This window comes from Brachybacterium nesterenkovii (assembly GCF_900163655.1).
Taxonomy (GTDB): Bacteria; Actinomycetota; Actinomycetes; order Actinomycetales; family Dermabacteraceae; genus Brachybacterium; species Brachybacterium nesterenkovii.
Map to the genome: position 1 here is coordinate 1 of NZ_FWFG01000092.1, position 25836 is coordinate 25836.

Annotated in this window: 21 protein-coding genes and 1 pseudogene; 10 read left to right on the plus strand and 12 right to left on the minus strand. The window is 73.5% G+C overall.

What is annotated here, in order from left to right; translation table 11 throughout:
• Window positions 1-16 precede the first annotated feature (16 nt).
• From FM110_RS10205 to FM110_RS10230, 6 genes and pseudogenes are all read left to right on the plus strand, one after another.
• A complete protein-coding gene (locus FM110_RS10205; RefSeq protein ID WP_087104656.1) occupies window positions 17-1879 on the plus strand; it encodes a nucleoside-diphosphate sugar epimerase/dehydratase in 1863 nt (620 codons plus the stop codon).
• Window positions 1876-3033 (plus strand): aminotransferase class I/II-fold pyridoxal phosphate-dependent enzyme, encoded by a 1158-nt coding sequence (locus FM110_RS10210; RefSeq protein WP_087104657.1) that lies wholly within the window; start codon window positions 1876-1878, stop codon window positions 3031-3033. The genes FM110_RS10205 and FM110_RS10210 overlap by 4 nt, the downstream gene beginning before the upstream one ends.
• Window positions 3030-3737: a PIG-L deacetylase family protein gene (locus tag FM110_RS10215; protein WP_087104658.1), complete on the plus strand. Its 708-nt coding sequence runs from the start codon at window positions 3030-3032 to the stop codon at window positions 3735-3737. Before FM110_RS10210 ends, FM110_RS10215 begins: the two co-directional genes overlap by 4 nt.
• Window positions 3738-3793: 56 nt before the next feature.
• Window positions 3794-5182, plus strand: a complete 1389-nt coding sequence (locus tag FM110_RS10220; RefSeq protein ID WP_159458043.1) for an oligosaccharide flippase family protein — start codon at window positions 3794-3796, stop codon at window positions 5180-5182.
• A gap of 112 nt (window positions 5183-5294) precedes the next feature.
• A pseudogene (locus FM110_RS14945) lies at window positions 5295-5666 on the plus strand (glycosyltransferase family 2 protein); the annotation flags it as partial.
• Window positions 5667-5799: 133 nt separating this feature from the next.
• On the plus strand, window positions 5800-6249 hold the full coding sequence (locus FM110_RS10230; RefSeq protein ID WP_087104660.1) for a hypothetical protein: 450 nt from the start codon (window positions 5800-5802) through the stop codon (window positions 6247-6249).
• Between the two features lie 71 nt (window positions 6250-6320).
• Here FM110_RS10230 and FM110_RS10235 read toward each other — a convergent pair whose 3' ends face one another.
• Window positions 6321-7262 (minus strand): glycosyltransferase, encoded by a 942-nt coding sequence (locus tag FM110_RS10235; protein WP_234992275.1) that lies wholly within the window; start codon window positions 7260-7262, stop codon window positions 6321-6323.
• A gap of 234 nt (window positions 7263-7496) precedes the next feature.
• Between FM110_RS10235 and FM110_RS10240 the strand changes: the two genes are divergently transcribed.
• Window positions 7497-9875, plus strand: coding sequence for a glycogen/starch/alpha-glucan phosphorylase (locus tag FM110_RS10240; protein WP_087104662.1), 2379 nt, complete (start codon window positions 7497-7499; stop codon window positions 9873-9875).
• 949 nt (window positions 9876-10824) lie between these two features.
• Here FM110_RS10240 and FM110_RS10245 read toward each other — a convergent pair.
• Together FM110_RS10245 and FM110_RS10250 are read right to left on the minus strand one after the other, a co-directional pair.
• On the minus strand, window positions 10825-12264 hold the full coding sequence (locus FM110_RS10245) for an MFS transporter (protein WP_234992234.1): 1440 nt from the start codon (window positions 12262-12264) through the stop codon (window positions 10825-10827).
• Window positions 12265-12655: 391 nt separating this feature from the next.
• On the minus strand, window positions 12656-13966 hold the full coding sequence (locus FM110_RS10250) for a M48 family metallopeptidase (protein ID WP_087104663.1): 1311 nt from the start codon (window positions 13964-13966) through the stop codon (window positions 12656-12658).
• A gap of 354 nt (window positions 13967-14320) precedes the next feature.
• Here FM110_RS10250 and FM110_RS10255 point away from each other — a divergent pair, with 354 nt between their 5' ends.
• Together FM110_RS10255 and FM110_RS10260 are read left to right on the plus strand one after the other, a co-directional pair.
• The gene (locus FM110_RS10255; RefSeq protein WP_143276367.1) at window positions 14321-15148 is read left to right on the plus strand and encodes an arsenate reductase/protein-tyrosine-phosphatase family protein; all 828 of its coding nucleotides are present in this window, start codon (window positions 14321-14323) and stop codon (window positions 15146-15148) included.
• The gene (locus tag FM110_RS10260; protein ID WP_087104665.1) at window positions 15145-16317 is read left to right on the plus strand and encodes a TlpA family protein disulfide reductase; all 1173 of its coding nucleotides are present in this window, start codon (window positions 15145-15147) and stop codon (window positions 16315-16317) included. The genes FM110_RS10255 and FM110_RS10260 overlap by 4 nt, the downstream gene beginning before the upstream one ends.
• Here FM110_RS10260 and FM110_RS10265 read toward each other — a convergent pair.
• The 7 genes from FM110_RS10265 to FM110_RS10295 form a co-directional block, all read right to left on the minus strand.
• Complete coding sequence (locus FM110_RS10265) at window positions 16283-17680, minus strand: hypothetical protein (RefSeq protein WP_087104666.1); 1398 nt, start codon at window positions 17678-17680, stop codon at window positions 16283-16285. The two genes, FM110_RS10260 and FM110_RS10265, sit on opposite strands and share 35 nt — an antisense overlap.
• Entirely contained in the window at window positions 17670-17957 is a 288-nt protein-coding gene (locus tag FM110_RS10270) for a hypothetical protein (RefSeq protein ID WP_087104667.1), read from the minus strand. The genes FM110_RS10265 and FM110_RS10270 overlap by 11 nt, the downstream gene beginning before the upstream one ends.
• Window positions 17954-19159, minus strand: coding sequence for a mannose-6-phosphate isomerase, class I (manA, locus tag FM110_RS10275; RefSeq protein WP_087104668.1), 1206 nt, complete (start codon window positions 19157-19159; stop codon window positions 17954-17956). Before manA ends, FM110_RS10270 begins: the two co-directional genes overlap by 4 nt.
• Window positions 19146-19658, minus strand: a complete 513-nt coding sequence (locus tag FM110_RS10280) for a VanZ family protein (RefSeq protein ID WP_234992236.1) — start codon at window positions 19656-19658, stop codon at window positions 19146-19148. The genes manA and FM110_RS10280 overlap by 14 nt, the downstream gene beginning before the upstream one ends.
• Window positions 19659-19715: 57 nt before the next feature.
• Window positions 19716-21281: a sugar transferase gene (locus FM110_RS10285; protein WP_087104670.1), complete on the minus strand. Its 1566-nt coding sequence runs from the start codon at window positions 21279-21281 to the stop codon at window positions 19716-19718.
• Between the two features lie 126 nt (window positions 21282-21407).
• Complete coding sequence (locus FM110_RS10290; protein WP_087104671.1) at window positions 21408-21728, minus strand: hypothetical protein; 321 nt, start codon at window positions 21726-21728, stop codon at window positions 21408-21410.
• Between the two features lie 3 nt (window positions 21729-21731).
• Complete coding sequence (locus tag FM110_RS10295; protein ID WP_087104672.1) at window positions 21732-22709, minus strand: glycosyltransferase family 2 protein; 978 nt, start codon at window positions 22707-22709, stop codon at window positions 21732-21734.
• 119 nt (window positions 22710-22828) lie between these two features.
• Here FM110_RS10295 and FM110_RS10300 point away from each other — a divergent pair, with 119 nt between their 5' ends.
• Window positions 22829-23758 (plus strand): alpha-1,2-fucosyltransferase, encoded by a 930-nt coding sequence (locus tag FM110_RS10300; RefSeq protein ID WP_087104673.1) that lies wholly within the window; start codon window positions 22829-22831, stop codon window positions 23756-23758.
• On the opposite strand, the gene FM110_RS10305 is transcribed toward FM110_RS10300, so the two are convergent.
• Window positions 23749-24735 (minus strand): glycosyltransferase family 2 protein, encoded by a 987-nt coding sequence (locus FM110_RS10305; RefSeq protein ID WP_159458044.1) that lies wholly within the window; start codon window positions 24733-24735, stop codon window positions 23749-23751. The two genes, FM110_RS10300 and FM110_RS10305, sit on opposite strands and share 10 nt — an antisense overlap.
• Window positions 24736-24745: 10 nt before the next feature.
• Window positions 24746-25831 carry a glycosyltransferase gene (locus FM110_RS10310; RefSeq protein ID WP_087104675.1) on the minus strand — a complete coding sequence of 362 codons (1086 nt, stop codon included), beginning with the start codon at window positions 25829-25831 and terminating at the stop codon, window positions 24746-24748.
• Between the last annotated feature and the right edge of the window lie 5 nt (window positions 25832-25836).

The following is a 25836-nucleotide window of genomic DNA, read 5'->3' on the forward strand; positions in this document are numbered from 1 at the left end:
CCCCCGAGGAGACCCCGTGCCCTCCCCTGCTCCGCGCTCCGCCCCCGAGGCCTCATGGCCCTCTCCGCTGCGTCGCATCGGCGTCGCGCGCAACTCGCCGCTGGTCTCGTTCGTGGTGCTCGGCCTCGCCGACATCGCCGCATGGGTCCTCGCGTGGCTGCTCGCGCACACCATCTCGGATGACGCGGCGACCGCGGCGGTCCCCGCCCTCGCGGCCGTCGCGATCCTCGTCCAGATCGTCCTGGGGCTCGCCACGGGTGTGTACCGCCACCAGGACCCGATCGGCTCCGCCGGCGAGCTGCGGGGCATCGGCATCACCGCCGCGGGTGTCCTCCTGGCCCTGGCCGCCGCCTCCGTCGCCGCGGGCGGGCGGCCCCTCGAGGAGGAGGTCGTGATGGCGTGGCTGTGGGCGCTCGTGCTCATCGTCGTCGCGCGGCAGCTCCTGCGCCTGCTCGTGGCCCGGGGGAAGCGCCCGCAGCGCGCAGTCCCCGTGGTCGTGATCGGCGCGGGCGAGGTGGGTCCCTCGCTCGTCGAGCAGATGCTGCGGGATTCTTCGAGCCCGTACCTCCCCGTCGCCCTCCTCGACGACGACCGCCACAAGCGCTCGTTCCGCGTGCACGGCGTGCGCGTGCAGGGCACGACGGCGGACCTCGCAGCCGTCCTGGACCGCACCGGCGCCGAGGGCGCGATCGTCGCGATCGCGAGCGCCTCTCCCGAACTGTTCGCTCGCCTGACCGATCAGGCGTCCTCGCGCGGGGCCTGGCTGCGGACCGTCCCCTCGATCACGGAGCTGATCGGCGAGGACGTCGACCTGTCCTCGATCCGCGACCTCGACGTCGCCGACCTGATCGGCCGCTCCGTGTCCCGTCCGGACCCCGCGACGGTGCGCTCCCTGGTCGAAGGCCGCAGCGTCCTCGTCACCGGCGCCGGCGGCTCCATCGGCGCCGAGCTCTCCCGCCAGATCAGCGCCCTCGCCCCGGCCTCCCTCGCGATGCTCGACCGCGACGAGTCGGCCCTGCACGCCCTGTCGATGTCGATGCACGGCCGCGCCCTGCTGGACTCCGACGAGTTCGTGCTCGCCGACATCCGCGACCGGTCGGCGCTCGACGCCGTCTTCGCGGCCCACCGGCCCCAGGTCGTCTTCCACGCCGCCGCGCTCAAGCACCTGCCGGTTCTCGAGCGCTTCCCCGCCGAGGCCTGGAAGACCAACGTCCACGGGACGGCGAACGTGATCGCGGCCGCCGAGACCATCGGCGTCGAGCACTTCGTGAACATCTCGACCGACAAGGCCGCGAGCCCCTCGAGCGTCCTCGGCCGCACCAAGCGGATCGCGGAATCCCTCACCACGGCCGCCGCGGACCGCACCGGCCGCTCCTACGTCTCCGTGCGGTTCGGCAACGTGATCGGCTCGCGCGGCTCGGCGATCCCCGCCTTCGCCGAGCAGATCCGCACCGGCGGCCCGGTGACCCTCACGGACGCGGAGGCGACGCGCTACTTCATGACGATCCCCGAGGCCTGCGAGCTCGTGCTGTTCGCCGTCGCGGTCGGGCGCCCTGGGGAGACCCTCGTGCTGGACATGGGCGAGCCCGTGAGGATCGCCGACATCGTCGAGCGGATGATGGTGCTGTCGGGGCGGCGCGTGCCCGTGGTCCTGACCGGTCTGCGCCCCGGCGAGAAGCTCCACGAGGAGCTGTTCACCCCGGACGAGATGGACGTCGTGCGCACCACCGAGCGCGTCACCCACGTCCGCAACGAGGGCGTCGAGCCCGAGTCCCTGCCCGAGCCCGGCGCGTCCGCCGCCGCGGTCGACGCATTCGCCGACCGCGCGCTGGGCACCGCCGGCCCCACCGCCCACCTGACCGAGGAGCCCTCCCGATGACCCCCCGCATCCCCCTGTCGGTCCCGTCCGTCGGCCCCCGCGAGCGCGAGCTCCTGCTGGAGGCCTTCGACTCCGGCTGGATCGCCCCGGCCGGGCCCCAGCTCGACGCCTTCGAGCGCGCACTCGCCGAGCTCACGGAGCGGCGCCGTGCCATCGCGGTCTCCTCGGGCACTGCGGCCCTGCACCTGGCCCTGCTCGCCGCGGGCGTGCGCCCGGGCGACCGCGTGGCCATCCCCACCCTCACGTTCATCGCGACGGCCGCCGCCGTCGTCCACGCGGGCGCCTCCCCGGTCCTGATCGACTCCGACGCGACCGGCTCGATGTCCCCCGAGCTCCTCGAGCGCGCGCTGGCGCAGGCGGAGGGGGAGGGTCGGCCGATCGCCGCGATCATGCCCGTGGACCTGTACGGGAAGGTGGCCGACCATGAGCGCCTGGGCGCGATCGCCGCAGCGCACGGAGCCGTGCACGTCGTCGACGCCGCCGAGTCCCTCGGGGCGACCGGGACGGGCGGCGCCGCCGGCTCCCAGGGCCTGCTGTCGGTGCTCAGCTTCAACGGCAACAAGATCGCGACCGCGTCCTCGGGCGGCGCCGTGCTCACCGACGTTGATGCGCTGGCCGACCGCATCCGCCACCTCGCGACGCAGGCGCGCCAGCCCGTCGTGCACTACGAGCACCTCGAGATCGGCTTCAACTACCGTCTCTCGAACATCCTCGCCGCGCTCGGTCTGGCCCAGGTCGAGCGTCTCGAGGAGCTGATGGGAGCACGCCGCGCCCACCGCGCGCGGTACCGGGCCCTGTGCGCGGACGTCGAGGGCCTCGAGATCCTCGGCGGGGACGACGAGGGCGACAACTGCTGGCTGACCTCGCTGATCGTCGACCCCGAGGCCACGGGCCTCAGCACGACCGCGCTGCGCGAGTCGCTCGCATCGCACGGGATCGAGGCCCGGCCCGTGTTCGCCCCCATGCACGTCCAGCCCGCCCTGGACTCCGTGCCCGCCGCGGACCGGGTCCTGGACGGGACCGCGGACCGTCTGTACGCGACGGGCCTGTCCCTGCCCTCCTCCCCCGCGTCCTCCCCCGCCGACATCGACGAGGTGTGCATGCGGATCCGCACCGCCGTCCGCACCGCCGCCCCGACAGGAGATCGAGCATGACCGACAGCCCCACCGCCCTGGTGATCGCCCCCCATCCCGACGACGAGGTCCTCGGGGCCGGCGCCACGATCGCGCGCCTGGCCGATGCGGGCTTCGGCGTCACCGTGGTCGCGATGTGCTCCGACCTGCCCCCGCTGTACCCCGCGGACGTGGCCCCGACCGTCGAGGCCGAGGCCCGCCGCGCGCACGCCCTGCTGGGCGTCGAGGAGTCCGTGTTCCTCGACCTGCCCAGCGTCGAGGTGTCCGTCGGCTCGGTCGCCGCGCTCAACGGCGGGCTCCAGGAGGTCGTGGACCGGGTGCGCCCGAGCATCGTCCTGGCGCCGTTCCCCGACCGCCACGTCGACCACAAGGCCGCCTTCGAGGCGTCGATGGTGGTCACCCGTCCCCGGGGCACCGGCCTGGGCATGGCGGTCGTCGCGATGTACGAGACCGTCTCGGAGACCTACTGGAACGCTCCCGGCGCCGAGCCGCAGTTCGTGCCCTCCTGGAACGTCGACGTCACCGAGACGATCGACCGCAAGATCGAGGCCTTCGGCGTCTACGAGTCCCAGCACCAGCCGTTCCCGGGTCCTCGATCCGTCGAGGCGCTGCGCGCCCTGGCGCTGTTCCGCGGCAGCCAGGCCGGGATGGAGCACGCCGAGTCCTTCCAGATCGTCCGGATGAGCACGGGCCGCACCGCCCAGGCGCTGCGGGCGATCGGATGACCCGGGACGAGCCCGCCATCCCGCCGCACGGCACCCCGGAACCGCTCGACCGAGCCGTGCCCGTCGACGCAGCGGCCGATGCCGCAGCGGAGATGCGCACCGCGGACGCCTCGGCGCGCGGCGCCGGGACCGACGCCCTCGCCGTCGCCCTCGGCTACCTCGCATCGTTCGCCTACCCGCTGGTCTCCCTGCCGTTCCTCACGCGCATCGTGGGCGCTGAGCACCTCGGGCACCTGATGTTCGCCCTCGCGGTCCTGCAGATCGTGATCTTCACCGTCGACTTCGGCTTCGGCGGCTCGGCCCTGCGCCGGATCGCCGTCGCGACGAGCGAGTCGGAGCGCTCCCGGATCGTCGCCGCGACGCTCGGCGCCAAGGTGCTCATCTGGTGCGCCGCATCCGTCGTGCTGATGGGCGTCGTGCTCGCCGTCCCCTCGATGCGCGCGCTGTGGCTCATGTATCTCCTGGGCCTGCTGCTGATCGGCATCGGCGCCCTGTTCCCCGCGTTCCTGCTGCAGGGCGTGGGCCGGGCCAAGCAGTTCGCCGTGTTCACCGCGGTCTCGCGCCTGGCGGCGCTGGCGCTCCTGCTGCTGACGGTCCACGGCCCGGAGGATCTCGCCCTGGCGATGCTGTGGCAGCAGTTCCCGCTGGCGCTGTCCGCCGTGCTGTGCTGGTTCTTCCTCCTGACCCGCTGGCACGATGCGCGGCCCGTCCGCACGAGCCTCGCCGAGATCCGGGACGCGTTCTCCGACTCCGGCGCCCTGTTCATCTCCAACGTGTCGGTGCTGATGATGGGCACGATGAACACGGTCGTGCTGGGCCTGGTCTCCACGCGCTTCGACGTCGCCTACTTCGGCTCCGGGGAGCGGTTCTCCAACGCCGTCCGCGGCGTGCTGCGCGGCGTGGTCGACGCGATGCTCCCGCGCATGACCAGCGAGGGCGCCGACGCCCGCTCGCTGCAGCGCCTGATCTCCTGGGGCGTGTTCGGGGCGTACGCGGTCTCCGGCGCGATGCTGGTCCTCAACGCCCCCTGGTTCGTCCCCTGGTACCTGGGCGCCTCGATGGTCGGGACCGTTCCGGTCATGCAGCTCATGGGCGCATCCCTCGTCTTCGTGGGCATCGGGACGGTCCTGCAGCTGCATGTCACGGCACAGCACCGCTTCTCCGCGATCGCCCGCATCGCCGGCGCCGGCTGCCTCTTCCACCTCGTCGCGCTGATCCCCGCGAGCTGGCTGTGGGGATCGATCGGCGCCTCCGTCGCGCTCGTGGTCTCCGAGGCCTTCCTCGCGGGCCTGTACGTGATCGACGCCGTCCGCCACCGCGTCGCGGACGGCGGGGACGCGCAGGCCGACGAGGCGGCGGACGCCGGGCAGAGCCCGTCGGATGCCGACGCGACCGTCCCGTCTCCCGGGCAGACCGTTCCGGATCCCGGCACCGTCGCGCGATAATAGACGCGGATGCGGGGCCGGGTCCCGCACCGCCCCGTCACCCGAGGAGAGCCGCACCATGACCGCGCCCCCGAGCAGCAGCGACGCTCCCAGCCCCCTCGTCACCGTCGTCATGGCCTGCTACGACGCAGACGACTCCCTGCGCACCGCGCTCGCCTCCGTCCTGGCCCAGACGGTCGCGGACATCGAGGTGCTCGTCATCGACGACGGCTCCACCCGGCGACCCGTCCCCGAGGACCTCCCCGCCGACCCCCGGCTGACCGTGATCCGCCTGCCCGAGAACACCGGCTACGCCGGCGTCACGAACGAGGCTCTGCGGCGGGCTCGCGGCGAATGGGTCACCTTCGTCGACTCCGACGACTCCGTCCCCGAGGACTACCTCGCCGTCCTCCTGGCCACGGCCCGGGAGCACGGTGCCGACACCGTCTTCGCCCCCATCCCCTGCTACCGCGGCGGCCGCCTCATCGGCACCCAGTGGTGGTCCCCGCCCGGGCGCTCCTCCGACGCCCGGGGCGCGATCCGCGCGATCCTGCGCCATGAGATCCCCGGCAATCAGATGGTCCTCATGCGCCGGCCGACGGTCGAGGCCCCCCCTCGGCCAGCCGTACTCGGACTACGTGTTCCAGCTGCGCAACCTCGCCTCCCGTCCCGGATCCGTCGTCGGGTACGCCGACCGTCCCCTGTACCGCTACACGATCCACCCGGCATCGGTGACCGGCGGCCTCCACGCGAGCGTGTGGACGCTGCGCGAGCTGCCCGATCTGGTGCGCGAGCTGGTCGCCGAGAGCTTCGCCCCCGGCGAGGCCGCGGTGCTGCAGGCGGATCTCGAGCGACACGTGGTCACGCAGATGCTCCACAAGGCCGCCCGCGAGAAGGCGTCGTCGCCGCTGCGCGAGGAGGTCACGGCCTGGTGCCGCAGCCGCATCTCGCTGCGCGGCGCCCTCGCGCTCGCCCGCCACGGCCACCGCAACGAGGCCGTCGAGTGGCTGCTCGTGCGCATCTCTCCGGCGCTGCACCGGGCGCTGTACCAGCAGTACGACCGCCGCAAGGATGCCCGCACCGTCTGAGGAGGCCGCGACGACCGCCCCGCGAGTCGCGGCGGCGCCGTCGCGTGCCGCCGCTCCTGGTGGCGGCCCCGTCAGGCCCGGGCGCGAGGCGGGATCTCGGGCGTCTCCTCCGTCATCGTCGTGAGCAGGCGCGGGGGCTCGAGGGGACGGCGTGGCCCCAGCATGTCGCGGGCGCGGGCCGCGAGCTCGACGCCCACCCGCGCCATGCGCCGCACTCCGCCGCCGCGTGCGGCGCGCACCAGGTTCACGGGCAGCGAGAGCGCCTCCCGCAGCACGAAACCGCGCCCCTGGCGTCCCGGGTACGTCTCCGGGTGGCGGCGCCAGATGACCACGTCGGCGCGGCTGGACGAGTAGATCTTGCGGATGAACACCCACTGGTCGGACGTGAGGCGGTAGTGGACCAGCATCCTGGGCTCGTAGGCGAAGGTCGCCCCGATCTTCCACAGGCGCACGGCGAGCTCGTGGTCCTCCCGGCCGTAGCCCGAGAACGCGGCGTCGTACCCGCCCGCCCGTTCGAGCGGCGCGCGCCGCATCGCGACGTTGCTCGCCACGATGGAGTCGTCGGAGACGGAGTGGAACGGCAGCAGCGGGGAGTCGGGGTCGAAGGGAACTGTATGGCGGCGCAGGGGGCCGCCGACCACATCGGCCCGGTCCAGGCCCTCGTAGGCGCCCTCGAGCCACTGCGGCCCCACACGGTCGTCGCCGTCGCAGAACGCGAGGCGGTCCGAGCGGGCGGCCCGGATCGCGGCGTTGCGGGCGAAGGCGGCGCCGCGGCTCGCGCCGGCGTCGATCAGGCGGATCGGGGCGGGGAATCCGGCACGGCGGGCCTCGATGACGTCCCGGGTCCCGTCGGTCGAGCCGTTGTCGGCGATGACGAGCTCCCAGGGGAGGCGGAAGTCCTGGCCCGCGAGCGCGTCGAGCTGCTCATCGAGCGTGGCGGCGGCATCGTGCACGGGCATCAGCACACTGATCGCAGGATCGTCGACGGGGGCGGGCGCACCGGCGCTGGGCATCTCGGTCACGCCCTGATCGTAGGCGACCGCGGGCGGGCATGGTGGACGAATCCACGTGGGGGCGGGCCCTCTGGGGCCGCGCGGCGCGCTCGGGCTGGATAGGCTGGGCACGAGCGATGACGCCGGTCTGCCCCTCGTGGGCAGGGCATGCCGCGGCACGGGCGTCGGGAGAGGTTCGACGGACGTGACGGCAGCGCCCGACCGGGTCGCCACCCGTCGAACAAGAGGAATGCCATGACCCTGGATCTCACCCGGTCCGTTGCCCCCGCCGTCCGCGCGACGTCGGGTCGCCCCGCGGAGCTGTCCACCCCCTACGAGGTCTGGCAGGGCCTGTCGTCCGCCGTCGTCGAGCGCGTGGCCGACCGCTGGGAGCGCACGTCGCGCGCCTACGCGAGCGGCCGCATGGAGCATTACTTCTCCGCCGAGTTCCTCATGGGCCGCGCCCTGCTGAACAACCTGTCGAACCTGGGCCTCGTCGACCAGGCGAAGGAGGCCGTCGGCGCGATCGGCCAGGATCTGTCGACGGTCCTCGAGCAGGAGCCCGACGCAGCGCTCGGCAACGGCGGCCTGGGCCGTCTGGCCGCGTGCTTCCTCGACTCGTGCGCGACGCTGGACCTGCCCGTCGCCGGCTACGGCATCCTCTACCGCTACGGCCTGTTCAAGCAGCTGTTCGACAACGGCTTCCAGACCGAGCACCCGGACTCCTGGATGGAGGAGGGCTACCCCTTCGTCATCCGCCGCGAGGAGGCCCAGCGCCGCGTCCACTTCGCCGACATGGACGTCCGCGCGATCCCCTACGACATGCCGATCACCGGCTACGGCACGCAGAACGTGAACACGCTGCGCCTGTGGAAGGCAGAGCCGATCGAGGAGTTCGACTACGACGCGTTCAACTCCCAGCGCTTCACCGACGCGATCGTCGAGCGCGAGCGCGCCATGGACATCTCGCGCGTGCTCTACCCCAACGACACGACCTACGAGGGCAAGGTGCTGCGCGTCCGCCAGCAGTACTTCTTCGTCTCGGCGTCGCTGCAGACGATCATCGACACCTACGTCGCCGAGCACGGCGAGGACCTCAGCGGCTTCGCCGAGTTCAACGCGGTCCAGCTCAACGACACCCACCCGGTGCTCGCGATCCCCGAGCTCATGCGCCTGCTCATGGACGTCCACGGCCTGGGCTGGGAGAGCGCCTGGGACGTCGTCTCCCGCACCTTCGCGTACACCAACCACACGGTGCTGTCCGAGGCCCTCGAGAAGTGGGACGTCTCGATCTTCGAGCGCCTGTTCCCGCGCATCCTCGAGATCGTCCGCGAGATCGACCGCCGCTTCCGCCTCGACATGGCCGAGCGCGGCATCGACCAGGGCACCACCGACTACATGGCGCCGATCGCCGGCGACACCGTGCGCATGGCGTGGATCGCCTGCTACGCCTCGTACTCGATCAACGGCGTGGCCGCGCTGCACACCGAGATCATCAAGCGCGAGACCCTCAAGGAGTGGCACGCGATCTGGCCCGAGCGCTTCAACAACAAGACCAACGGCGTGACCCCGCGCCGCTGGCTCAAGCAGTGCAACCCGCGCCTGGCCGCGCTGCTGGACGAGGTCATGGGCTCCGATCAGTGGGTCACCGACCTCTCCGTCCTCGCCGAGGCCACCGACAAGGCCGATGACGCGGTGCTCGAGAAGCTCGCCGCCATCAAGCGCGAGAACAAGCGCGACTTCGCGGCCTGGATCGCCGAGCGCGAGGGCATCGAGATCGACCCCGACGCGATCTTCGACGTGCAGATCAAGCGCCTCCACGAGTACAAGCGCCAGCTGCTGAACGCGCTGTACATCCTGGACCTGTACTTCCGCATCAAGGAGGACCCGACGCTCGAGGTGCCCAAGCGCGTCTTCGTGTTCGGCGCGAAGGCCGCCCCCGGCTACTACCGGGCCAAGGGCGTCATCAAGCTGATCAACACGATCGCCGCGCTGGTCAACGACGACGCGGACGTCGCCGGCCGCATCAAGGTCGTCTTCGTCCACAACTACAACGTGTCGCCCGCCGAGCACATCATCCCGGCCGCCGACGTGTCCGAGCAGATCTCGACCGCCGGCAAGGAGGCGTCGGGCACCTCGAACATGAAGTTCATGATGAACGGCGCGCTGACCCTGGGCACGCTCGACGGCGCGAACGTGGAGATCCTCGACGCGGTGGGCGAGGACAACGCCTACATCTTCGGCGCGAAGGAGGAGGAGCTGCCGCAGCTGCGGGCGTCCTACGACCCCGCGCAGGTCGCCGCGTCCACCCCCGGCCTGCAGCGCGTGCTCGACGCCCTGACCGACGGCACCCTCGACGACAACGGCTCCGGCTGGTTCGCCGACCTGCGCCGCAGCCTGCTCGAGGCCTCCCACGAGCCGGCCGACGTCTACTACGTGCTGGGCGACTTCGCCGCCTACCGCGAGACGAAGGACGCGATGGCCGCGGACTACGCCGACCAGAAGGCCTGGCAGAAGAAGGCGTGGATCAACATCACGCAGTCGGGCCGCTTCAGCTCGGACCGCACGATCCGCGACTACGCCGACGAGGTGTGGAAGCTGACGGCGACGCCGATCCCCGCCACGGCGGCCTGAACGGGCTGAGCATGGGGCCTGATTGGGATGGCCTCAGCGGGCCGGCGTGAGCGCGGAGGCCTGTGCAGGCTGGTTTGTGCGCGTCGACCTGGCGCGTTGGTCTGTGCGCGTTGGTCTGTGCGCGTCGACCTGGCGCGTTGGCCTCAGCGCCCGCATCCCGCGCGGGTCTTCCACTTGGGCCGGGCCCCTCCACGCCGAGTTGAGTCCATTCCCGTGTACATGGCCGCGGCCATGTACACGGGAATGGACACAGAACGCCGGACGCCCTGCTCCCAGCACCTCGCGCCGGGATCCGGCGCCCGTTGCCTCTGCCCAACGCCCCCGTGCGCCGGGCCGAACACTGCTCGCCTGGAGTACGAGACGCCGCACCTCTGCATGGTGGCCCGCGATTTCGGCCCGACGCCCGCACCCCCACTCGAGGGGCGGGGCGTCTCGTGCCTCGTGTCTCCGCCAGTGTGAGGGCTCCCCTGCTTCATGCCCCCCGACCCACGATGTCGCTCTCTGCCGCTTCCGCCCGGGTTCGATGTCGATCCTGACCGCATCAGCTCCCCGATTGCGGTCACGATCGACATGCAACCTCAGCGATGCGGCAAAGATCGACTTCTTCGAGCGCGCAGTGGCACGCGCCGAGAATGCCCGGCGGGCACTTCTCCGGCCAGGCGTCTGCGCCCACGCGCAGTCGTCGCCTCTGACGCACCCGCGCACGGCGGTCGAACGTCGTGATCCTGCGCAGCGGTCGCGCATTGTGCACCCGCATGCCGTGGGTGCTCTTCACCTGCCTGCGCACGGCGGTCGAACGTCGTCCGCCCACGCCGATTGGTCGATCTTCGTCGGAATCGACGCTACTTTCCGACGAGGATCGACCATTCCGAAAGCGCATACCGACGACGTTCGACCACTCCGTCACGCGAGCCCGCCGACCCGCCCGCATTGCCGCGCGACCACCCCCTCACGCCAGGGTACCGACCGCCTTCTCGCGGGCGCGGTCGACGATGCTCACGCCGAGCGCCATCACGGTCATCGCCATGATCGCGACCATCGCCATCGTGAAGCCGTGCAGCCAGTCGCCGCCCGTATCCACGATCGAGAACAGGATCCCGGGGATCAGCGCGGTGCCGATGGCCTGGCCCATGCGCTGCCCCAGCTGGAGGATCCCCCCGGCGACTCCGCCGTAGCGCGAGTCGACGGCCCCCAGCGTGAGGGTCTGGTTCGGGGAGATGATCATGCCCTGGCTGACGCCGACGAGAGCGAGCGGGATCGCGAGCACCCAGAACGGCGCCGCGCCAGCCTCGACCACGGCGGCCGTGAGCGTCACGGCTCCCAGCGCCACGAGCACCACGATGAAGCCCGCGATGACCAGGCGCCGGCCGAGCCGCAGCACGTAGCGTCCGCCCACCTGGGAGGAGATCATCGCCCCCACCGAGGACGGCAGCCCCAGCAGGGAGGCCTCGAAGGCGGTGTGGTGCAGGTGCGCCTGGAGCAGCAGCGGCACGATGATCCAGATGCTCGTGGAGCCCAGGAAGTAGACGGAGACGATGATGATGCCGTTGCGGAAGGCGGGGCTGGCGAAGATGTCGAGGTCCACCATCGGCTCGCCGCCGCGCCGCGCGTAGCGGCTCTCCCAGGCGGCCCAGCCGAGCAGGACCAGCAGGCCCGCCGGGAGGCACAGCCAGATGAGGTGCCCGGCGCCGCGCTCGAGGAACGGGAGCATGATCGCGAGCACCGCGAGGGCCAGCAGCACGATGCCGACGGGGTCCATGTCGAGGCGGCGGGAGCGGTCGCGCCGGTGGTCGTCGGGCACCCAGCGGGGGCCCAGGGCGAGCGCGGCCAGGCCGATGGGCACGTTCATGAAGAACATCCAGCGCCACCCGGAGTCCTCCCCCAGGAGCTGGATGAGGAGGCCGCCGATCACGGGGCCGACGGCGGTGGCGACGGCCACGGTGGTGGCCAGCAGCGCGAAGGCCTTGGCGCGGGCCTGGCCGCGGAAGTGCCGCTGCAGGATCCCGACGATCTGCGGGTTGAACAGTCCGGCGCCGATGCCCTGCACGATGCGCGCGGCGTTGAGGGCGTGGACCGTGGGGGCGAGACCGGAGGCGAGGGAGCCGACGGTGAAGACGGCGACGCCGATCAGCAGCACACGGCGGCGCCCGGTCGCGTCGCCGAGTCGCCCGGCGGGCACGAGCACGAGGCCGAACGCGAGGGCGTAGCCGGACAGCACCCACTGCAGGCCCTCGCTCGAGGCGCCGAGGGAGTGGCCGATCGCGTTGAGCGCGACGTTGAGCACGGAGACCGCGACCAGCGCCATGAACAGGGGCGCGAGCAGCACCAGCAGCAGCTGGTTGCGCCGTGCTGGCGTGAGGGCCGGGGGCTGGGTGCTGGGAGCGGTCACCCGTCGATCGTAGGACGGGGCGCGCAAGGGGGCCGAGGGGTCCGTGGGGCCGGTGTGGCCGACCAGACGCGACCGTCCGGGAGAGCCCGACGGCGTCGGGCCGCGCGTCTCGGGAGGTCGGGCGGGGCGGCAGATGTCCGTCGCAGCAGAGGCGAGGATTCGCGGCGGTTCGCCTTCTCAGCACTCGGGGCAGAAAGGCCGCAGCGCAGGACCCCGCCGCCTCCGGGGAGACGACGGGGTCCGGTGCGGGGTGCAGTGGGCGGGCCGATGGCACGAGCGGGCGTGCCGTGCCGGGGGCCGGCCCGTTCAGCCGCGCAGAGGGCGAGCCCGTTCAGCCGCGTCAGCGCGCTGGCCCGACCAGCCGAGTGCGCGCCCCACCCGTTCAGCCGCGTCAGGCCGCGGGGTAGCCCCCGTACGGACCGGCGCCCGGGCGCTGCGGCGGGACGACGGGGGCGACGGGCTGGTCGGCGCGGCGCGACAGGAACGGCGGGGCCGTCTGCACGGTGCGCTGCGGCGGCGCGCTCGAGTAGTCGACGCCGGGGAAGCGACCGAACTGGTTGGTGAGGTTGGCGGGGCGCTCGCGGTCGGCGGCGTCGAGCATCGCAAGGACCTCGTCGGGCGTGGGCCAGGTGCCGGAGAAGACGCTGCCGGCCGGCAGGGGCCCGCGGTACATCGGCGTCGTGGCCGATCCGGGCCACAGGCGGAAGCCGGGGCGGAACCACAGCTTCCCGGCGGCAGAGCGGTCGCGCAGGGCGTGCGCGCGCCAGGTCATGATCGGGTGAGACGCCCGCCAGTTGACGATGTGGACCCACAGACCCTTCTCCGTCACGGCGCGGTCTGCGAGCTCGTTCACGTTGACGTCGGCGTTGAGGTACTTGCCGGCGCTGAGCACCGCCATCGCCCCCGCGGAGCCGCTGGGCGTGACGTCGTAGCCGTAGTTGTCGGCCGTGTACTCCTGGGCGCGCGACAGGGCCATGCCCAGCAGCGGCACCTGGTAGAGCAGGTTAGTCAGCAGCAGACGGAAGTACGAGACGTGCCCGGCGGCGAGGTGGCCCACCTCGTGGGCGATGACGAAGCGCAGGGCCTCCGGGTCGCGGGCGGCGCCGCCGACCTCGAACAGGTCGGAGTAGACCACCACGAAACGGCGGAACCCGTGGCCGGAGGCGAAGGCGTTGATCATGCCGTTGCCGATGGCCACGTACGCGTCGGGCACGCGCCGCAGCCCGTGGTGGCGAGCAGCCTCGACCACCATGCGGTAGCCCTCGGGGAACTGGGTGGGGCTCATCCGCGTGGACATCGCCCGCATCTGCGCGTACATCATGGCGCGGGCGATCCAGATGATGATCGGCATGAGCATGACGACCGCGAACAGCTGGATCACCAGGCTGCCGAAGGGGTTCGTCGGGTCCTCGGTGACGGTGAGGATCGTCGGGCCCTCGCCGCGGATCGCGTTGACGATCGAGACGACCACGATCGTGAGCCACAGGCCGTAGGCGACGAGAGTGACGATCGCGCCGATGATCACCATCGGGATCTCCCACGGGTGGCGGATGCCCCTGCGGCCCAGGACGCCGTGGACGGTGGTGCCGTTGACCAGGTTCGGGCCGGCGGGGCCGGCCCCGGAGGCGGCGGGCGCGCCCGCGGAAGCGGACGACGGCGGTCCGAACGGGGAGGGGCTGCCGTAGGGCGGCGTCTGGGACATGGAGCACTCGCTTCCGGGGATCGGGGATCGGGCCGCGTCCAGTATGTCGGGCCCGCGCCCCCGCGTCCCGCGACGATGGTCGATACCTGGCGCCCGTCGGCGCGCGAGGCGTCAGCCTTTCGGCGAACGCTGGGCCGGGGCCACCGGCGACGACATCAGCTGAGCCCTCAGCTGGGCTGCAGCCGGGGCCACGGGCAGGGTCCTCTGCGGGACCGTCGATCCGTGCCACCGGCAGGGCCGTCAACTGGGCCGTCAACTGGGTCATCAGCTGGGCCGTCAGCCGGGTCGTCAGCTGGGTCGTCAGCCGGACCATCGGCCGGACGACGACCGTACCGGCGCGGCTACGCTGGCGCCATGTCCTCGGACCCCTCGACCTGGCCGCGCGCGCCCTATCCCGCAGCGCCCCGGCGCGGCCGGGGCGACGCCGTGCACCGCTGGGACGATGCCGCCGTCGGCCGGGAGCGAGGGCTCACCGACGCCGACACCGCGCCGCCGGGCCTCTCGGGCTTCGCGCGCCCGTCGGCCCTGATGAGCCCGGCAGATCCTGAGCGCACACCGGGCCCCGTCTCCCCCGCCCCGCGCCCGATCCGCTCGGTGCTGTTCGTGTGCACCGGCAACGTGTGCCGCTCCCCGCTGGCCGAGCGGCTCCTCGCGCACCGCGCCCCGCACCTCACCATCGCCAGCCGCGGCACGTTCTCCCTGCAGGGCTCCGCGATGGACGCCGACATGGCCGCCGAACTCGCCGAGCGGGGCGGCGATGCCGCGGGCTTCCGCTCCCGGCAGCTCACCGCCGCGGACCTCGACGCCGATCTGATCCTCGCGATGGGGCCCGAGCATCTCGACGTGATCGGGGACGAGGTGCCCGCGGCGCGGCGCCGGGCCGGGCTGCTCGGCCACGTCGGCGACCTCGCGGCCCTCGTCGCACCGCCCCGCGCTGGACGCTCGCATGGCATGCCCGCCCTTGCCGCACAGTTCGACGACGAGGATCAGCGCAGTGCACCGCCCCGGACGCTGACGACGGCCGATGTCGCCGCCTGGTCCCGCGCCCGCCGCACCGCCGACGGCACCATCCCGGACCCGTACCGCAAGGGGCGGGCCGCGGCCGCGCGCTCGGCCGCCCGCATCGACGAGCAGCTGCGCCTGCTGCTCCCCGTTCTCCCCTCCCCCGGAGGCCCCGCATGAGCCCGCTCGTCGCCGCACCGATCCTGCTGACCTTCACCCTGCTCGTCTCGGGCCTCGCCAAGATCGGCGACCCCCGGGCGACGGAGGACGCGATGGTCTCCCTGCGCACGCCCGCGCGGCCGCTGCACCGGCTGGGGGCGCTGCTGCTCGCCCCGGGCGAGCTGCTCCTCGCCGTCGGCCTGTGGATCCCGATCGTGCCGGTGCAGGTGGCAGTCGCGGCCGCGACGCTCGCGCTGATGCTCGCGTACCTGGTGATCATCGTGCGGGCGCTCGGCTTCGACGAGCCGGTGCACTGCTCGTGCTTCGGGACGCTGGGGTCGCCGAACGTGTCGCGGGCGAGCGCGCTGCGCAACGTGACGCTGAGCCTGCTGGGCGTCGCCGGGGTGGTCTCCGCGGCCACCGGTGCCACGGCCGCGGCGGTGCTCACGGCCTGCCCGCTGCTGCTGGCGTGGACGCTGGCGCTGGGTGCCGCCGTGCTGCTGACGGCGTTCACGCTGGGCGGGACGGAGAAGGATGAGGAGGCGCCGACGGCGGCCCCGCTCGGCTCGCACGCACCCGCGCGGGCAGCCTCCGCCACGACCGGCGCGCACGACGACGCCTCCGAAGGCGGCGTACGGCGCGACGACGCCGCGGGAAGCGCGGGCGCGGCGCACGACGTGGCGGCGGAGGACAACGCGGGGAGCGCGGGCGCGGCGGAGGACGACGAGCTCGACTACCTGCGCACGCCGATCCCCCCGGGCCTGCTGCGCGATGCCGACGGGGAGCTCGTTCCGCTGCGCTCGTTCACGGCGGGGCGCGCGGTGCTGCTCATCTGGGTGAACCCGGGGTGCGGGCCGTGCGAGCGCATCCTCACCGCGCTGCCCGCGTGGAGGGAGCGCCTCGATCCCCTGGTCGCGGTGCACATGGTGCTGCCGCGGCCGCTCGCGGGCATCGCACAGCCCGATCTCGAGCGCCTGGGGCCGGGCCCGATGGAGGACGTGCACTCCACCCTCGCCGAGACGCTGTCGATGCGCGGCACGCCGGCGGCGGTGCTGCTGGGGGCCGACGGCATGCTCGCGGGCGGCCCCGTGGCCGGCGGCGACGAGGTCTCGGACTTCGTCGAGGAGATCATCGAGCAGCTGGATGCCGCGCGCGTCACGCAGACGGGCCCGGATCGCACCGCTCGATGAGGTGCAGCTCCGCGAGGAGCCCCATGCACTCCTCGACGTCCTCGAACGCGGGGCGCGGGCCGTCGAGGTCCAGGCGGGCCGCGACGGTCCTCGCGGCGGCGGGCCCCTGCGAAACGAGGTCGAGCCAGACGAGAGCGGCACCGCCGCCGAGCGTGATGAGATCCCCCTGCCGCAGCACGAGCACGCCCTGCTCCACCACGAGGGCCTCGACGAACGAGGCCGCCTGCCAGCACGGCCCCGCCCCGGCAGGGTCCGGGCCGTCCGGGTCCGTCCCGTCGGCGTGCGCGCGCCGGGCCGACGGCACGGGGGTCGGCTCGGCTCCGCTGGGCGCAGGCTCGGTATCGTTGCGGGTCGGCTCGGCTCCGCTGGGCGCAGGCTCGGTATCGCTGCGGGCGGGCGATGCTTCGGCGTCGACCGTCGGGGGCTCGGCCGGCCGCTCCGACCGCGGAGCGACGGCCTCCCAGGGCTCGCGCAGCGCCGGCGGCGGATCCGCCAGCAGCGCGTGCATGTCCTCCGCCTCGGCGTAGCGCAGCTCGAGCGCCCCGCCGACGTCGCCCAGCAGCGTCGCCAGGCGGGTGAGCGGCCGCGGCACTCTCCAGACGGATGACGACTGCGCGATCAGCTGCGGGAGCGCCTCGGCCAGCGGCAGGCGCCGCGACGACGCGTCGGCGCCGCGCTCCTCGACGCGACCCAGGAGCACGACGGCATCCGGCCGCGCCGCCCCCGCTCCCGCCACGAGGCCGAGCTCCGGCAGCGCGACGTCGGTCTTCGACGACTCGCCTCCGTCCGGGTCCGGCTCCCCCACGATAGAGACCGGCTTCGGGTAGGCGGTGACCGCGAACGTCTCCGGGTCGATCACGGTCAGCTCATCGGTCAGGTAGGTCCCACCGCGTCCCAGCGTCCGCGCGGCCGTGGATTTGCCCGCGCCGGACGGGCCCACCAGCAGCACGCACCCGAGCTGCGGGGTCGCGACGGCCGCGGCGTGCAGGAGCAGGCGGTGCCCGATGAGGGCGCCGATCACCTCGCGCGTCACCAGCCCGGACACGGCGTAGGCGGCGCCGGGACCGGGATCGACCGCACGCGCCCCCAGCGATGCCGCATCCTCCTCGCGCGCCACCAGGCGGAGCACCCGAGGACCGTCCTCTTCGTCCCCTTCCGGAGCCGTCCCGGAGCGCGGAGCGGCGCCGCGATGCCCCGTTCCGGGGGTGCGCTGGGCCGCACCGTCCGCGGACACGGCGCTCTGCTCGACGACGACCGGCGCCCACAGCTTGCGCAGCTCGTCCATCAGCGCGGCGAGCGCGGGCGTGCCCTCGAGGGCGAGGGGGCCGCCGGGAAGGTCCAGGACGATCCGCTCAGGCGTCATCGGCGACCGCCTCGAGCACCCCGTGCTCGGCGAGGTCGACCAGATGGGCCGTGACGATCGCCTCCGCGTCCGTGGGGACGTCGGCGACGAGCCCGCGCAGGCCCTCGAGCACCTCGTGGGACGTCAGGGGCGACCCGGCCGCGGTAAGGACGTCGACGACCAGCGGGGAGATGCCCTGCAGCAGCATGATCGGTCCGGACGGGAGCGGCGCGACCCACGCCTCGTCCTCGACGCGGTCGATCACCACGTCGCCGAGCCGGTAGCGGTGCGCGGTCACGGGACGCTCGCCTGCACGATCCGACCGCGTCCGCCCACGCGGACGGCCCCCGCGGAGGCCGGGACGAACAGTGCCCGCCCGCGGCCGATCCGTCGGCGCCCGCCCGCGGACTCCACAAGGGCCTCCCCGTCGATGCCCAGCAGGATCCGCGGCCCCGACCCGGGGATCGGATGCCGGGGCTGGAAGCTGCCCTGACCGTCGTCCAGCGTCGTCAGCGACAGCTCGAAGTCATCGACGGGCGCGTAGTAGGCGACGGTGCGCTCCGTGAGCCGCTCGGGGGCCACGCGCAGCGGCGGCGCGGCGACCACCGAGACGCACTGGAGCATCTCGTCGGCGTCGACCTTCTTGCCGGTCAGGCCCGCCCGCAGCACGTTGTCGCTCGCGGCCATGACCTCCACGGCCAGGCCCGACAGGTAGGAGTGGATGGCGCCGGCGGGCACGTGCATCGCCTCCCCCGGATGCAGCGTCACGGGGTTCAGCAGCAGCGCCGCCACGACGCCCCCGTCGCCCGGGAAGTGCTCGTGCAGCATCGCGACGGTGCGGTCGATGCGCGGCGAGGGTGACTCCCCGGCCGCGAAGCGGGCGCGGCAGGCCTCCGCGACGGCGGCGATGAGCTCGGGGTCCGGGCGCATCGAGGGCGCGACCAGGGTGCGGAACGCGGCACGCATCCCGTGGGCCGTCGGATGCTCCACGAGGAGCGCCCGGAGACGGTCGGTGAGCTCGGTGTCGAGTCCGGTGAGGATCGCGGCCGCGCGGCGCGGGGTCCGGAAGCCGCACAGCGCCTCGAAGCGCTCGAGGGCCACGACCATCTCGGGCTTGTGGTTGTCGTCACGGTAGTTGCGCCGGGGCGAGTCGAGGGCCAGCCCGGCGGCGTTCTCCGCCGCGAACGACTCGCGGGCGTGCTCGCGCGAGGGATGCACCTGCAGCGAGAGCGGGCGCGCCGGGGCGATGAGCTTGAGCAGGTACGGCAGGCGGCCCGAGAACGAGCGGTGCACGGGATCGCCGAGCATGCGCCGCGGGTCCTGGGCGATCGCGGCGTCGAGACCGAGGCCCAGGGCATCGACGCGCGCGGGAGCGAGCGGGTGGGCGCCGAACCACACCTCGGCCCACGCGTCTCCATCGGCCTCGCGGTCCAGGAAGCGCGGAAGCGCATCGGCGGATCCCCACGCGTAGCGCTGGATCCGGCCGTCAAGCTCCCACATCGCGCCCCCCTCCGTCGGACCGTCCCGCCATCCTAGGTTCGCCGTCGCCGGGCGTCGTTGCGCGCGCGAGGCCCGGGGCGTCGGGCCGAGGATCGTCGGCCCGACGGGCGTGGCCGCGCCGCGCATCGGCGCGCCGGGCGGCCCGCCGCGCGAGCAGACCCAGGCCGACGCCCAGGACGGCGCCCAGCGTGTTGGCGAGGACGTCCCCGAGGTCGGGCTCCCGCGTACCGAGACTCATCTGGTAGAGCTCGACGCCGACGGACCCGGCCGCGGCGAGCGCCGCCCACCACCAGGTGGGGCGCAGCACGGCGAGCGCGGCCAGCACGGGCACGAACACGAGCACGTTCATGACCGCCGCGAACTGCTCGGGGGTGGTGGTTCCCATGAGCCCGAGGGGCTTGGTGACGGCGATCCACACCGCGACGTTCAGGCGATTGATCGCCCATCCGTTCGGAGCCAGCAGGAGCGCGGCGCCCGCCGGCACGGCGAGGACGAGCACGCCTGCGGCCAGGGTCCTGAGCCGACGGGTCGCGGGTCCGGTCGCGCGCGCCACGGGTCAGTACGCCCCGTCGCTCGTGAGGACGGCACGCACAGTGCGGACCATGATCTGCACGTCCTGGGCGAACGACCAGTTGTCGACGTAGTACATGTCCAGGCGCACGGTCTCCGCCCAGGACAGGTCGCTGCGGCCCGACACCTGCCACAGCCCGGTGATGCCCGGTCGCACGGTGAGGCGTCGCAGGGCGTCCTGGTCATAGGCCGCGACCTCGCGGGGCAGGGCGGGGCGCGGGCCCACCAGGCTCATGTCGCCGCGCAGCACGTTGATGAGCTGGGGCAGCTCGTCCATCGAGTAGCGGCGCAGGATCCGGCCGGGCCGCGTGATCCGCGGGTCGTCGGACATCTTGAACAGCACGTCGTTGCCGCGGTCGATCTCCTCGTCCCGCAAGGCGGCCAGGCGGGACTCCGCGTCGGGCACCATCGAGCGGAACTTGAGGAACTCGAAGGGGACGCCGTCGCGGCCCACCCGGACCTGGCGGAAGAGGACCGGGCCGCCGTCCGTGGCCTTGATGACGACGGCGATCACGGCGAGCAGCGGGGCGGCGACGACGAGCAGCAGCGCGCTCGCGGCGACGTCGAACATCCGCTTGGACAGCCGCAGCGCGTCGCGCGAGCGCGGGAGGTCGAGGTGGACGAGCGGGAGGCCGGCGACGGGGCGCATCCGCATGCGGTCGCTCGAGATCTCCGTGACGGCCGGCACCACGATCACATCGATGTCCAGGCTCTCGAGCTGCCACGCGGTGCGACGGAACTCCTCGTCGGAGGCGTCGGAGCCGGCGGCGAACAGCAGAACGGCGGGCTGGACGCTGCGCACGACGTCCAGCAGGTCGCTCTCGACCCCCATCACGGGGATGCCCTCCCGCGAGGTCGCGTCCTCGTAGCGCTCGGGGACGACGGCGCCGACGACGTCGTAGCCGAGCCACTGCTCGCGCGCGAGCGTGCGGGCGATCGAGTCGATGTAGGGCAGGGCCCCGACGACGAGCACGCGCGAGCGCATCCGGCCTCTCCGGCGCAGCCAGCCGATCACGCGCCGCATGACCAGGCGGTCCAGGAGCAGCAGGAGGGTGCCGACGATGAACAGCACGACGAAGAAGACTCGCGAGAGCTGGACACCGGAGAGGTAGAGGACCGTGGCGACGATGCCGGCGGCACCGAGGCTCGAGCGCAGGAGGTTGCGGAAGATCTCGGGGCCCGAGGCGAGGAGGCGCACGTCGTAGCCGCCGAACAGCGCGATCGCGCCGATCCAGCCGATCCCGATGACCAGCGCGGCCTCGGCGACCGCGGCGGACAGGTCGCCCGCGCGCCCGAGGGACGGAGTCGACTGGCGCGCGAGGTAGGCCAGGGCGATCGCCAGGAGCAGCTGGAGCACGTCGGCGATCACGAGGATCGTGCGCTTCCAGCGGCGGGTCCAGCGCTGGCGGCCCGCATAGGCGCTGGTCCTGGGGGCGTGGACCGCGATCGCCTGCCCATCGGCGTCGAGCCGGTCGAGCTCGCCGAGAGGAGCGCCGTGACCGGAGGGGCGCGGGGCCCTCGAGGGCGCGCCGGATCGGGATCCGCGCGACATGTCCACCTCCCGTCGAGCGCCTGCGGCTTGAGTGCCCGTCGGCGGCGCCGACGGTCGCTCCGACCCTATCGACCGAACTGTCCTCCTCGGACTCGGACGATCAGAACGATCAGGACGGACCCGACATCATGATCCTCGGGCCCGACGTCCGACGCGGGTGCCCGGCGCCGCGCTCAGGAGGACAGTCCGCGCTCCCGGAGCTCGTCGAGGGCGCTGTCCCACGCCTGGGAGGCCGCGCCCGGCGGCGAGCCAGCCGCCGTCGCGCACCGCGACGCCGCGTCCGATCCGGATCGCCTCGACGCCCTGGAGCATGCGCGGGGCGACGATCACGCTGCCCTCGCCGAGGGTGCCGAACGCGCGGCGGTGCACGAGCGCGGTGACGAGCGCGCCGCGGTGCCAGCGCACGGACGAGCCCAGCGTGGACAGGCGGTTCCAGACGTCGACCATGGGTCAGATCCTCTCAGCGGCGGTCAGGGGACGCAGGCCGCAGCCGATGAGCGGGCGCGGCAGGAGGGCGGGCGCGGCGAAGCGGATCCGGCCCAGGAGCAGGCCGGAAGCGGTCGCGAACCGGGACACGAGATCAGCACGGGACGCGCGTCCCGGCCGCACGACCGCGAGCGCGGCCGCCGCGAGGGCGCGCGCGGGCTCGAGGATCCAGCGCCCGCCGCGGGTCGACGGCGTCCTCCCCCACAGGCCGTGGCGCGTACACAGCTGGGCGTGCGCGAAGCCCGCGCGCAGGTGGGCCCGCGCGCTCACGGAGCCCGGGGGCCGCTGCCGGTAGGCGATCGAGACGACCTTGGAGACGTCGACGGCGTGCCCCGCGCGCGTGAGGCGGATCGCGAGGTCGTTGTCCTCGCCGCCCCACGGGAACGCGGCATCCATACCGCCGATCTCCCGAGCGGTCCCGCGGCGGATGCCGAACACGCCGCCGCACAGGATCGGGTAGCCGGGGCTCTCGGGGACGGGCTCGGACCAGTCGGGCGTGCCGGGGGCGATACGGCGGGCGGCGGGCAGGCCCCCGGCGAGCTCCTCGGGGGCGATGGGCACCGCACTGCCGGAGAACACGGGCCGTCGCAGGAGGGTGCGATGCGTGTTGAGGACCGCGTACGGATCCGCGGAGTCGTCGGCGTCGAGGAACAGCAAGTGCTCGGCGCGCGCCGCGCCGATGCCCACGTTGCGGGCGTACGCGGCACCGGGGCGCTCCGGCGCTTGGACCACCCGGATGTCGAGCTCCTCGCGGAAGGGCTCGATCGCGCCCGCGAGGTCGTCGGAGGAGCGGTTGTCGACGACGACCACCTCGAAGCGCGGCGCATCGATCTGCGCGACGAGGGAGGCGAGCTGGAGGCCGACCACGTCCGCGCCGTCGTGGACGGGGATGATCACGGAGAGCTCCGGGGCGCCGTCAGGCGCTGCGTTGGGCAACGGCATGGCTCTCCCGCGGGGACGTCGGCTCGAGGACCGAACCGGACGATCCGGTCGCCGCCCAGGATACCGAGATCGGGCCGTCGCCGGGGTCGCCGCGCATCACCGCCGCGTATCGTGGCCGCGTGACCCGGACCCCCCCGCCTGCCCCGCCGGGCTGGACCCCTCCCCCGCGCGAGCGCACGACGCCCAGGACGCACGCGCGCGCCCTGGGCAGGGGCGCCGCGGCGCCCGTCCTCGCCGCGATCCGCCGGCGCAGCGGCCGCACGATCCTGTGGACGCCGCCGTCCCTCGGCGGCGGCAACCACCTGTACATGTGGCTGTGGGCGTGGGAGCAGCGCCGCGCGGGGCACGAGGCGGCGGTCCTGCTCCAACCGGGGATGGAGGCGTGGATCGCCATGTTCCCCGCCCTCGGGGAGCTGACGGTGGACCGGGCGGCGGTGCCGTTCACCGCCCAGCGCCGGGAGATCTGGCACCAAGGCTTCGACGAGTTCGGCCAGGACACCCTCGACGGCTTCCTCGACGACGCGATCCTGGGCTCATCCGCCTTCGCGGAGCTGCTGGCCGCCGCGGACGCCGAGCGGGCGCCCCTCACGCTCAACATCCGCCGCGGCGACTACTACACCGATGCGACGTTCCGCCGCCGCTACGGGATGGACATCCGCGCCTATGCGCTCGCGGCGCTCGAGGCCGCGGGAGCCGATCCGGCCGACGCCTTCGGCCTCCAGGTCGTCTCGGACGACCCCGCATGGTGCGCCGACCAGGTCCCCGCCTGGCTGCCGGCGGCCCGCGTGCGGATCGCGCCCGCCGACGAGGGCCCGTTCGGCAACCTCGCGCGCCTCGCGGCGAGCGAGCGCCTGATCCTCGCGAACTCGACGTTCTCCTACTGGGCCGGCTACCTCAAGAACCGATGGGACGCGCGCGAGGGCCGAGAGTCCCTGGTCGTGGCGCCCCGCTTCCACGTGCGCACGATCGGCGAGGGCCGGGCCTGGCAGCTCGCGCCCGCCTGGACGGTCGTCGAGAACGCCGAGCAGGAGATGGTCCGTCAGCCCTGAACGTCCGGGGCCCCGCCGGTGCGCGCCGCGGCCGCCCGGTGCTCCAGGGCCTCGGGCCGGGCGCGGTCGATGAGCTCGGGCTCCGGTGTGCGCCCGCCGCGGTAGCGCAGCTGGCCCTCGAGGTTGCCCACGAGGCCTCCTGTGCGCCGCGCCCATTCGAGGCGCCCCGCGTGCGTTCCCCGCACGCGCAGCCAGTCGCGGGGCGCGAGCGCGAGGTGCCCGAGCGTCCACTTCAGGGACATGCCCCGCAGCGGCCGGGTGCCCTGGGTGCGGAGGACCGTGATGGTGCGCGTGCGCGCATATCCGCGATGCTGGCGGAACAGCGCCCGGGCGCCGGAGCGCAGGCGGTAGTGGACCACCGCGTCCTCGGACACCGCGATCGGGTGGCCCGCTTCCTGGGCGCGCCACGAGATGTCCGTGTCCTCGTCCCCGCCGCGGTAGGAGTTGTCGAAGCCGCCCAGGGCGATGAAGTCCTCGCGCCGCATCCCGAGGTTCGAGCCGTAGACGAACGGCAGATAGCCCTGGACCGGGTAGGGGCGCAGCAGCGACGGCGCGTCCTCACCCGGATCGGGGCGCCAGACCTCTTCGGCGTTGAGGCGCGCGAGCTCCATCGGCCCCGTCGCCAGGACGCTCGCCGCGTCCAGCTCGTCGGTCAGCGCACGCACCCAGGTGGGCGAGACCACGTCGTCCTGGTCGCAGAACAGCACGTGCTCGCCGCGCGCCAGCAGCGCGCCGAGGTTGCGCGCGTAGCACTGGCCCTGGTGGGCGCGGGCGGGCAGGATCCGCACCTTCTCCCCGAGGAACGGCGCGATCGTCCCCGCGAGGTCGTCGGTCGAGTTGTTGTCCATCACGAGGACCTCGAACGGCGGCGCGTCCTCCTGGGCCGCGAGGGCGGCGAGCTGCGCGGGCAGCGTCGCGGTGCCGTCGAACACCGCGATGACGACGCTCGCGACGGGACGCTCCGGGGCAGGCGTCATCGGGGCCTCCTCAGGCATAGACGTGCTCGAGCTCGGGGCGCGGGCCGCGCAGCGAGTCGGGGAAGGTCACGCGGGTCCCCTCCGGCAGCTTGCTCTCGAGCAGCGGGGGGATGTGCTGGCTGCCGCGCAGAGCGCGCCAGGCCTCGCGCGGCTCCCGTCGGCGCAGATAGGACAGCGCCTTCGTGGTCCGCCGGGATGTGAGCGGCCCGCCGGCGCGGCGCAGGGCGGCGCCTGCCAGGCGCCGTGCCGGGCCGATTCCGCGGGCGAGCTCGAGGTAGCGGTCGACGACGACGGCGGGTGCGTGCTCGGCCGCGATGAGCCCGCGAAGCCGGCGCGCCGGGTCGTAGCCGTCGACGAGATGGCGGGCGAGCTCCTCGGGCGTCGGCCAGGACCCGTCGAGGAGACCCGCGTACGAGTCGGCCCGCAGGCGCCGGATGCTCGCCTCCTCGACGTAGCCCTTGGCCCCGAGGAAGTCCATGACGTAGACGTTGCGCTCGCACGCGAGGGCCTCGAGGACGCCGCGGCCGGATGTGATGACGATGTCCGCCTCGTCGATCGGCCCCGCGGGGTCGTCGACCGCGGTGGGCCCGCCGACGATCCGCAGGTCGAGGCCGGCGATCGAGCAGGCCTCCTCGATGATCGGCCGCGCCCGCCCCTGCTTGTTCGACAGCAGCAGCACGGAGCGCGGGGTCTCGCGCACGGGATGCCGCTCGGCGAACTGCTCGAGGTCCACGGGGTTGCGGATGACCGTCGCGGGCAAGGGGATGTGCGCGGCGGTGAGCTCGTCGACCGCCGCGTAGGCATCGGCTCCCGGCGGGACCCACTCGGGCTCCGGCGTGAAGCCGTGGGCCGTGTAGAGGCAGCGCCCCATCCGCACGCGGCGCGCAAGGGCGAACGCGTCATTGTGGTTGAGGATCCCGAGGTCGTAGGCGTCGCCGTCCCGGTGCTCCCGCAGCTGCGGGTAGAGCGTGTTGCCGCGGGCCGTGAGGACCGCGACGTCGTGCCCGCGGGCCTCGAGCTCGGCGGCGATCGTCGCGACCCAGCGCTGCGTGCCCGCCGGCGAGATCAGGTCGGTGTTGCTCAGCAGGATGCGCACAGGGC

Coding starts and splice junctions, on each gene's coding strand:
- FM110_RS10215 (WP_087104658.1), top strand. CDS start 3,030: ATGACCGACAGCCCCACCGCCCTGGTGATCGCCCCCCATCCCGACGAC.
- FM110_RS10290 (WP_087104671.1), bottom strand. CDS start 21,728: ATGGTCGACGTCTGGAACCGCCTGTCCACGCTGGGCTCGTCCGTGCGC.
- FM110_RS10285 (WP_087104670.1), bottom strand. CDS start 21,281: ATGTCGCGCGGATCCCGATCCGGCGCGCCCTCGAGGGCCCCGCGCCCC.
- FM110_RS10260 (WP_087104665.1), top strand. CDS start 15,145: ATGAGCCCGCTCGTCGCCGCACCGATCCTGCTGACCTTCACCCTGCTC.
- FM110_RS10305 (WP_159458044.1), bottom strand. CDS start 24,735: ATGACGCCTGCCCCGGAGCGTCCCGTCGCGAGCGTCGTCATCGCGGTG.
- FM110_RS10250 (WP_087104663.1), bottom strand. CDS start 13,966: ATGTCCCAGACGCCGCCCTACGGCAGCCCCTCCCCGTTCGGACCGCCG.
- FM110_RS10255 (WP_143276367.1), top strand. CDS start 14,321: ATGTCCTCGGACCCCTCGACCTGGCCGCGCGCGCCCTATCCCGCAGCG.
- manA (WP_087104668.1), bottom strand. CDS start 19,159: ATGTGGGAGCTTGACGGCCGGATCCAGCGCTACGCGTGGGGATCCGCC.
- FM110_RS10265 (WP_087104666.1), bottom strand. CDS start 17,680: ATGACGCCTGAGCGGATCGTCCTGGACCTTCCCGGCGGCCCCCTCGCC.
- FM110_RS10210 (WP_087104657.1), top strand. CDS start 1,876: ATGACCCCCCGCATCCCCCTGTCGGTCCCGTCCGTCGGCCCCCGCGAG.
- FM110_RS10295 (WP_087104672.1), bottom strand. CDS start 22,709: ATGCCGTTGCCCAACGCAGCGCCTGACGGCGCCCCGGAGCTCTCCGTG.
- FM110_RS10240 (WP_087104662.1), top strand. CDS start 7,497: ATGACCCTGGATCTCACCCGGTCCGTTGCCCCCGCCGTCCGCGCGACG.
- FM110_RS10235 (WP_234992275.1), bottom strand. CDS start 7,262: ATGCCCAGCGCCGGTGCGCCCGCCCCCGTCGACGATCCTGCGATCAGT.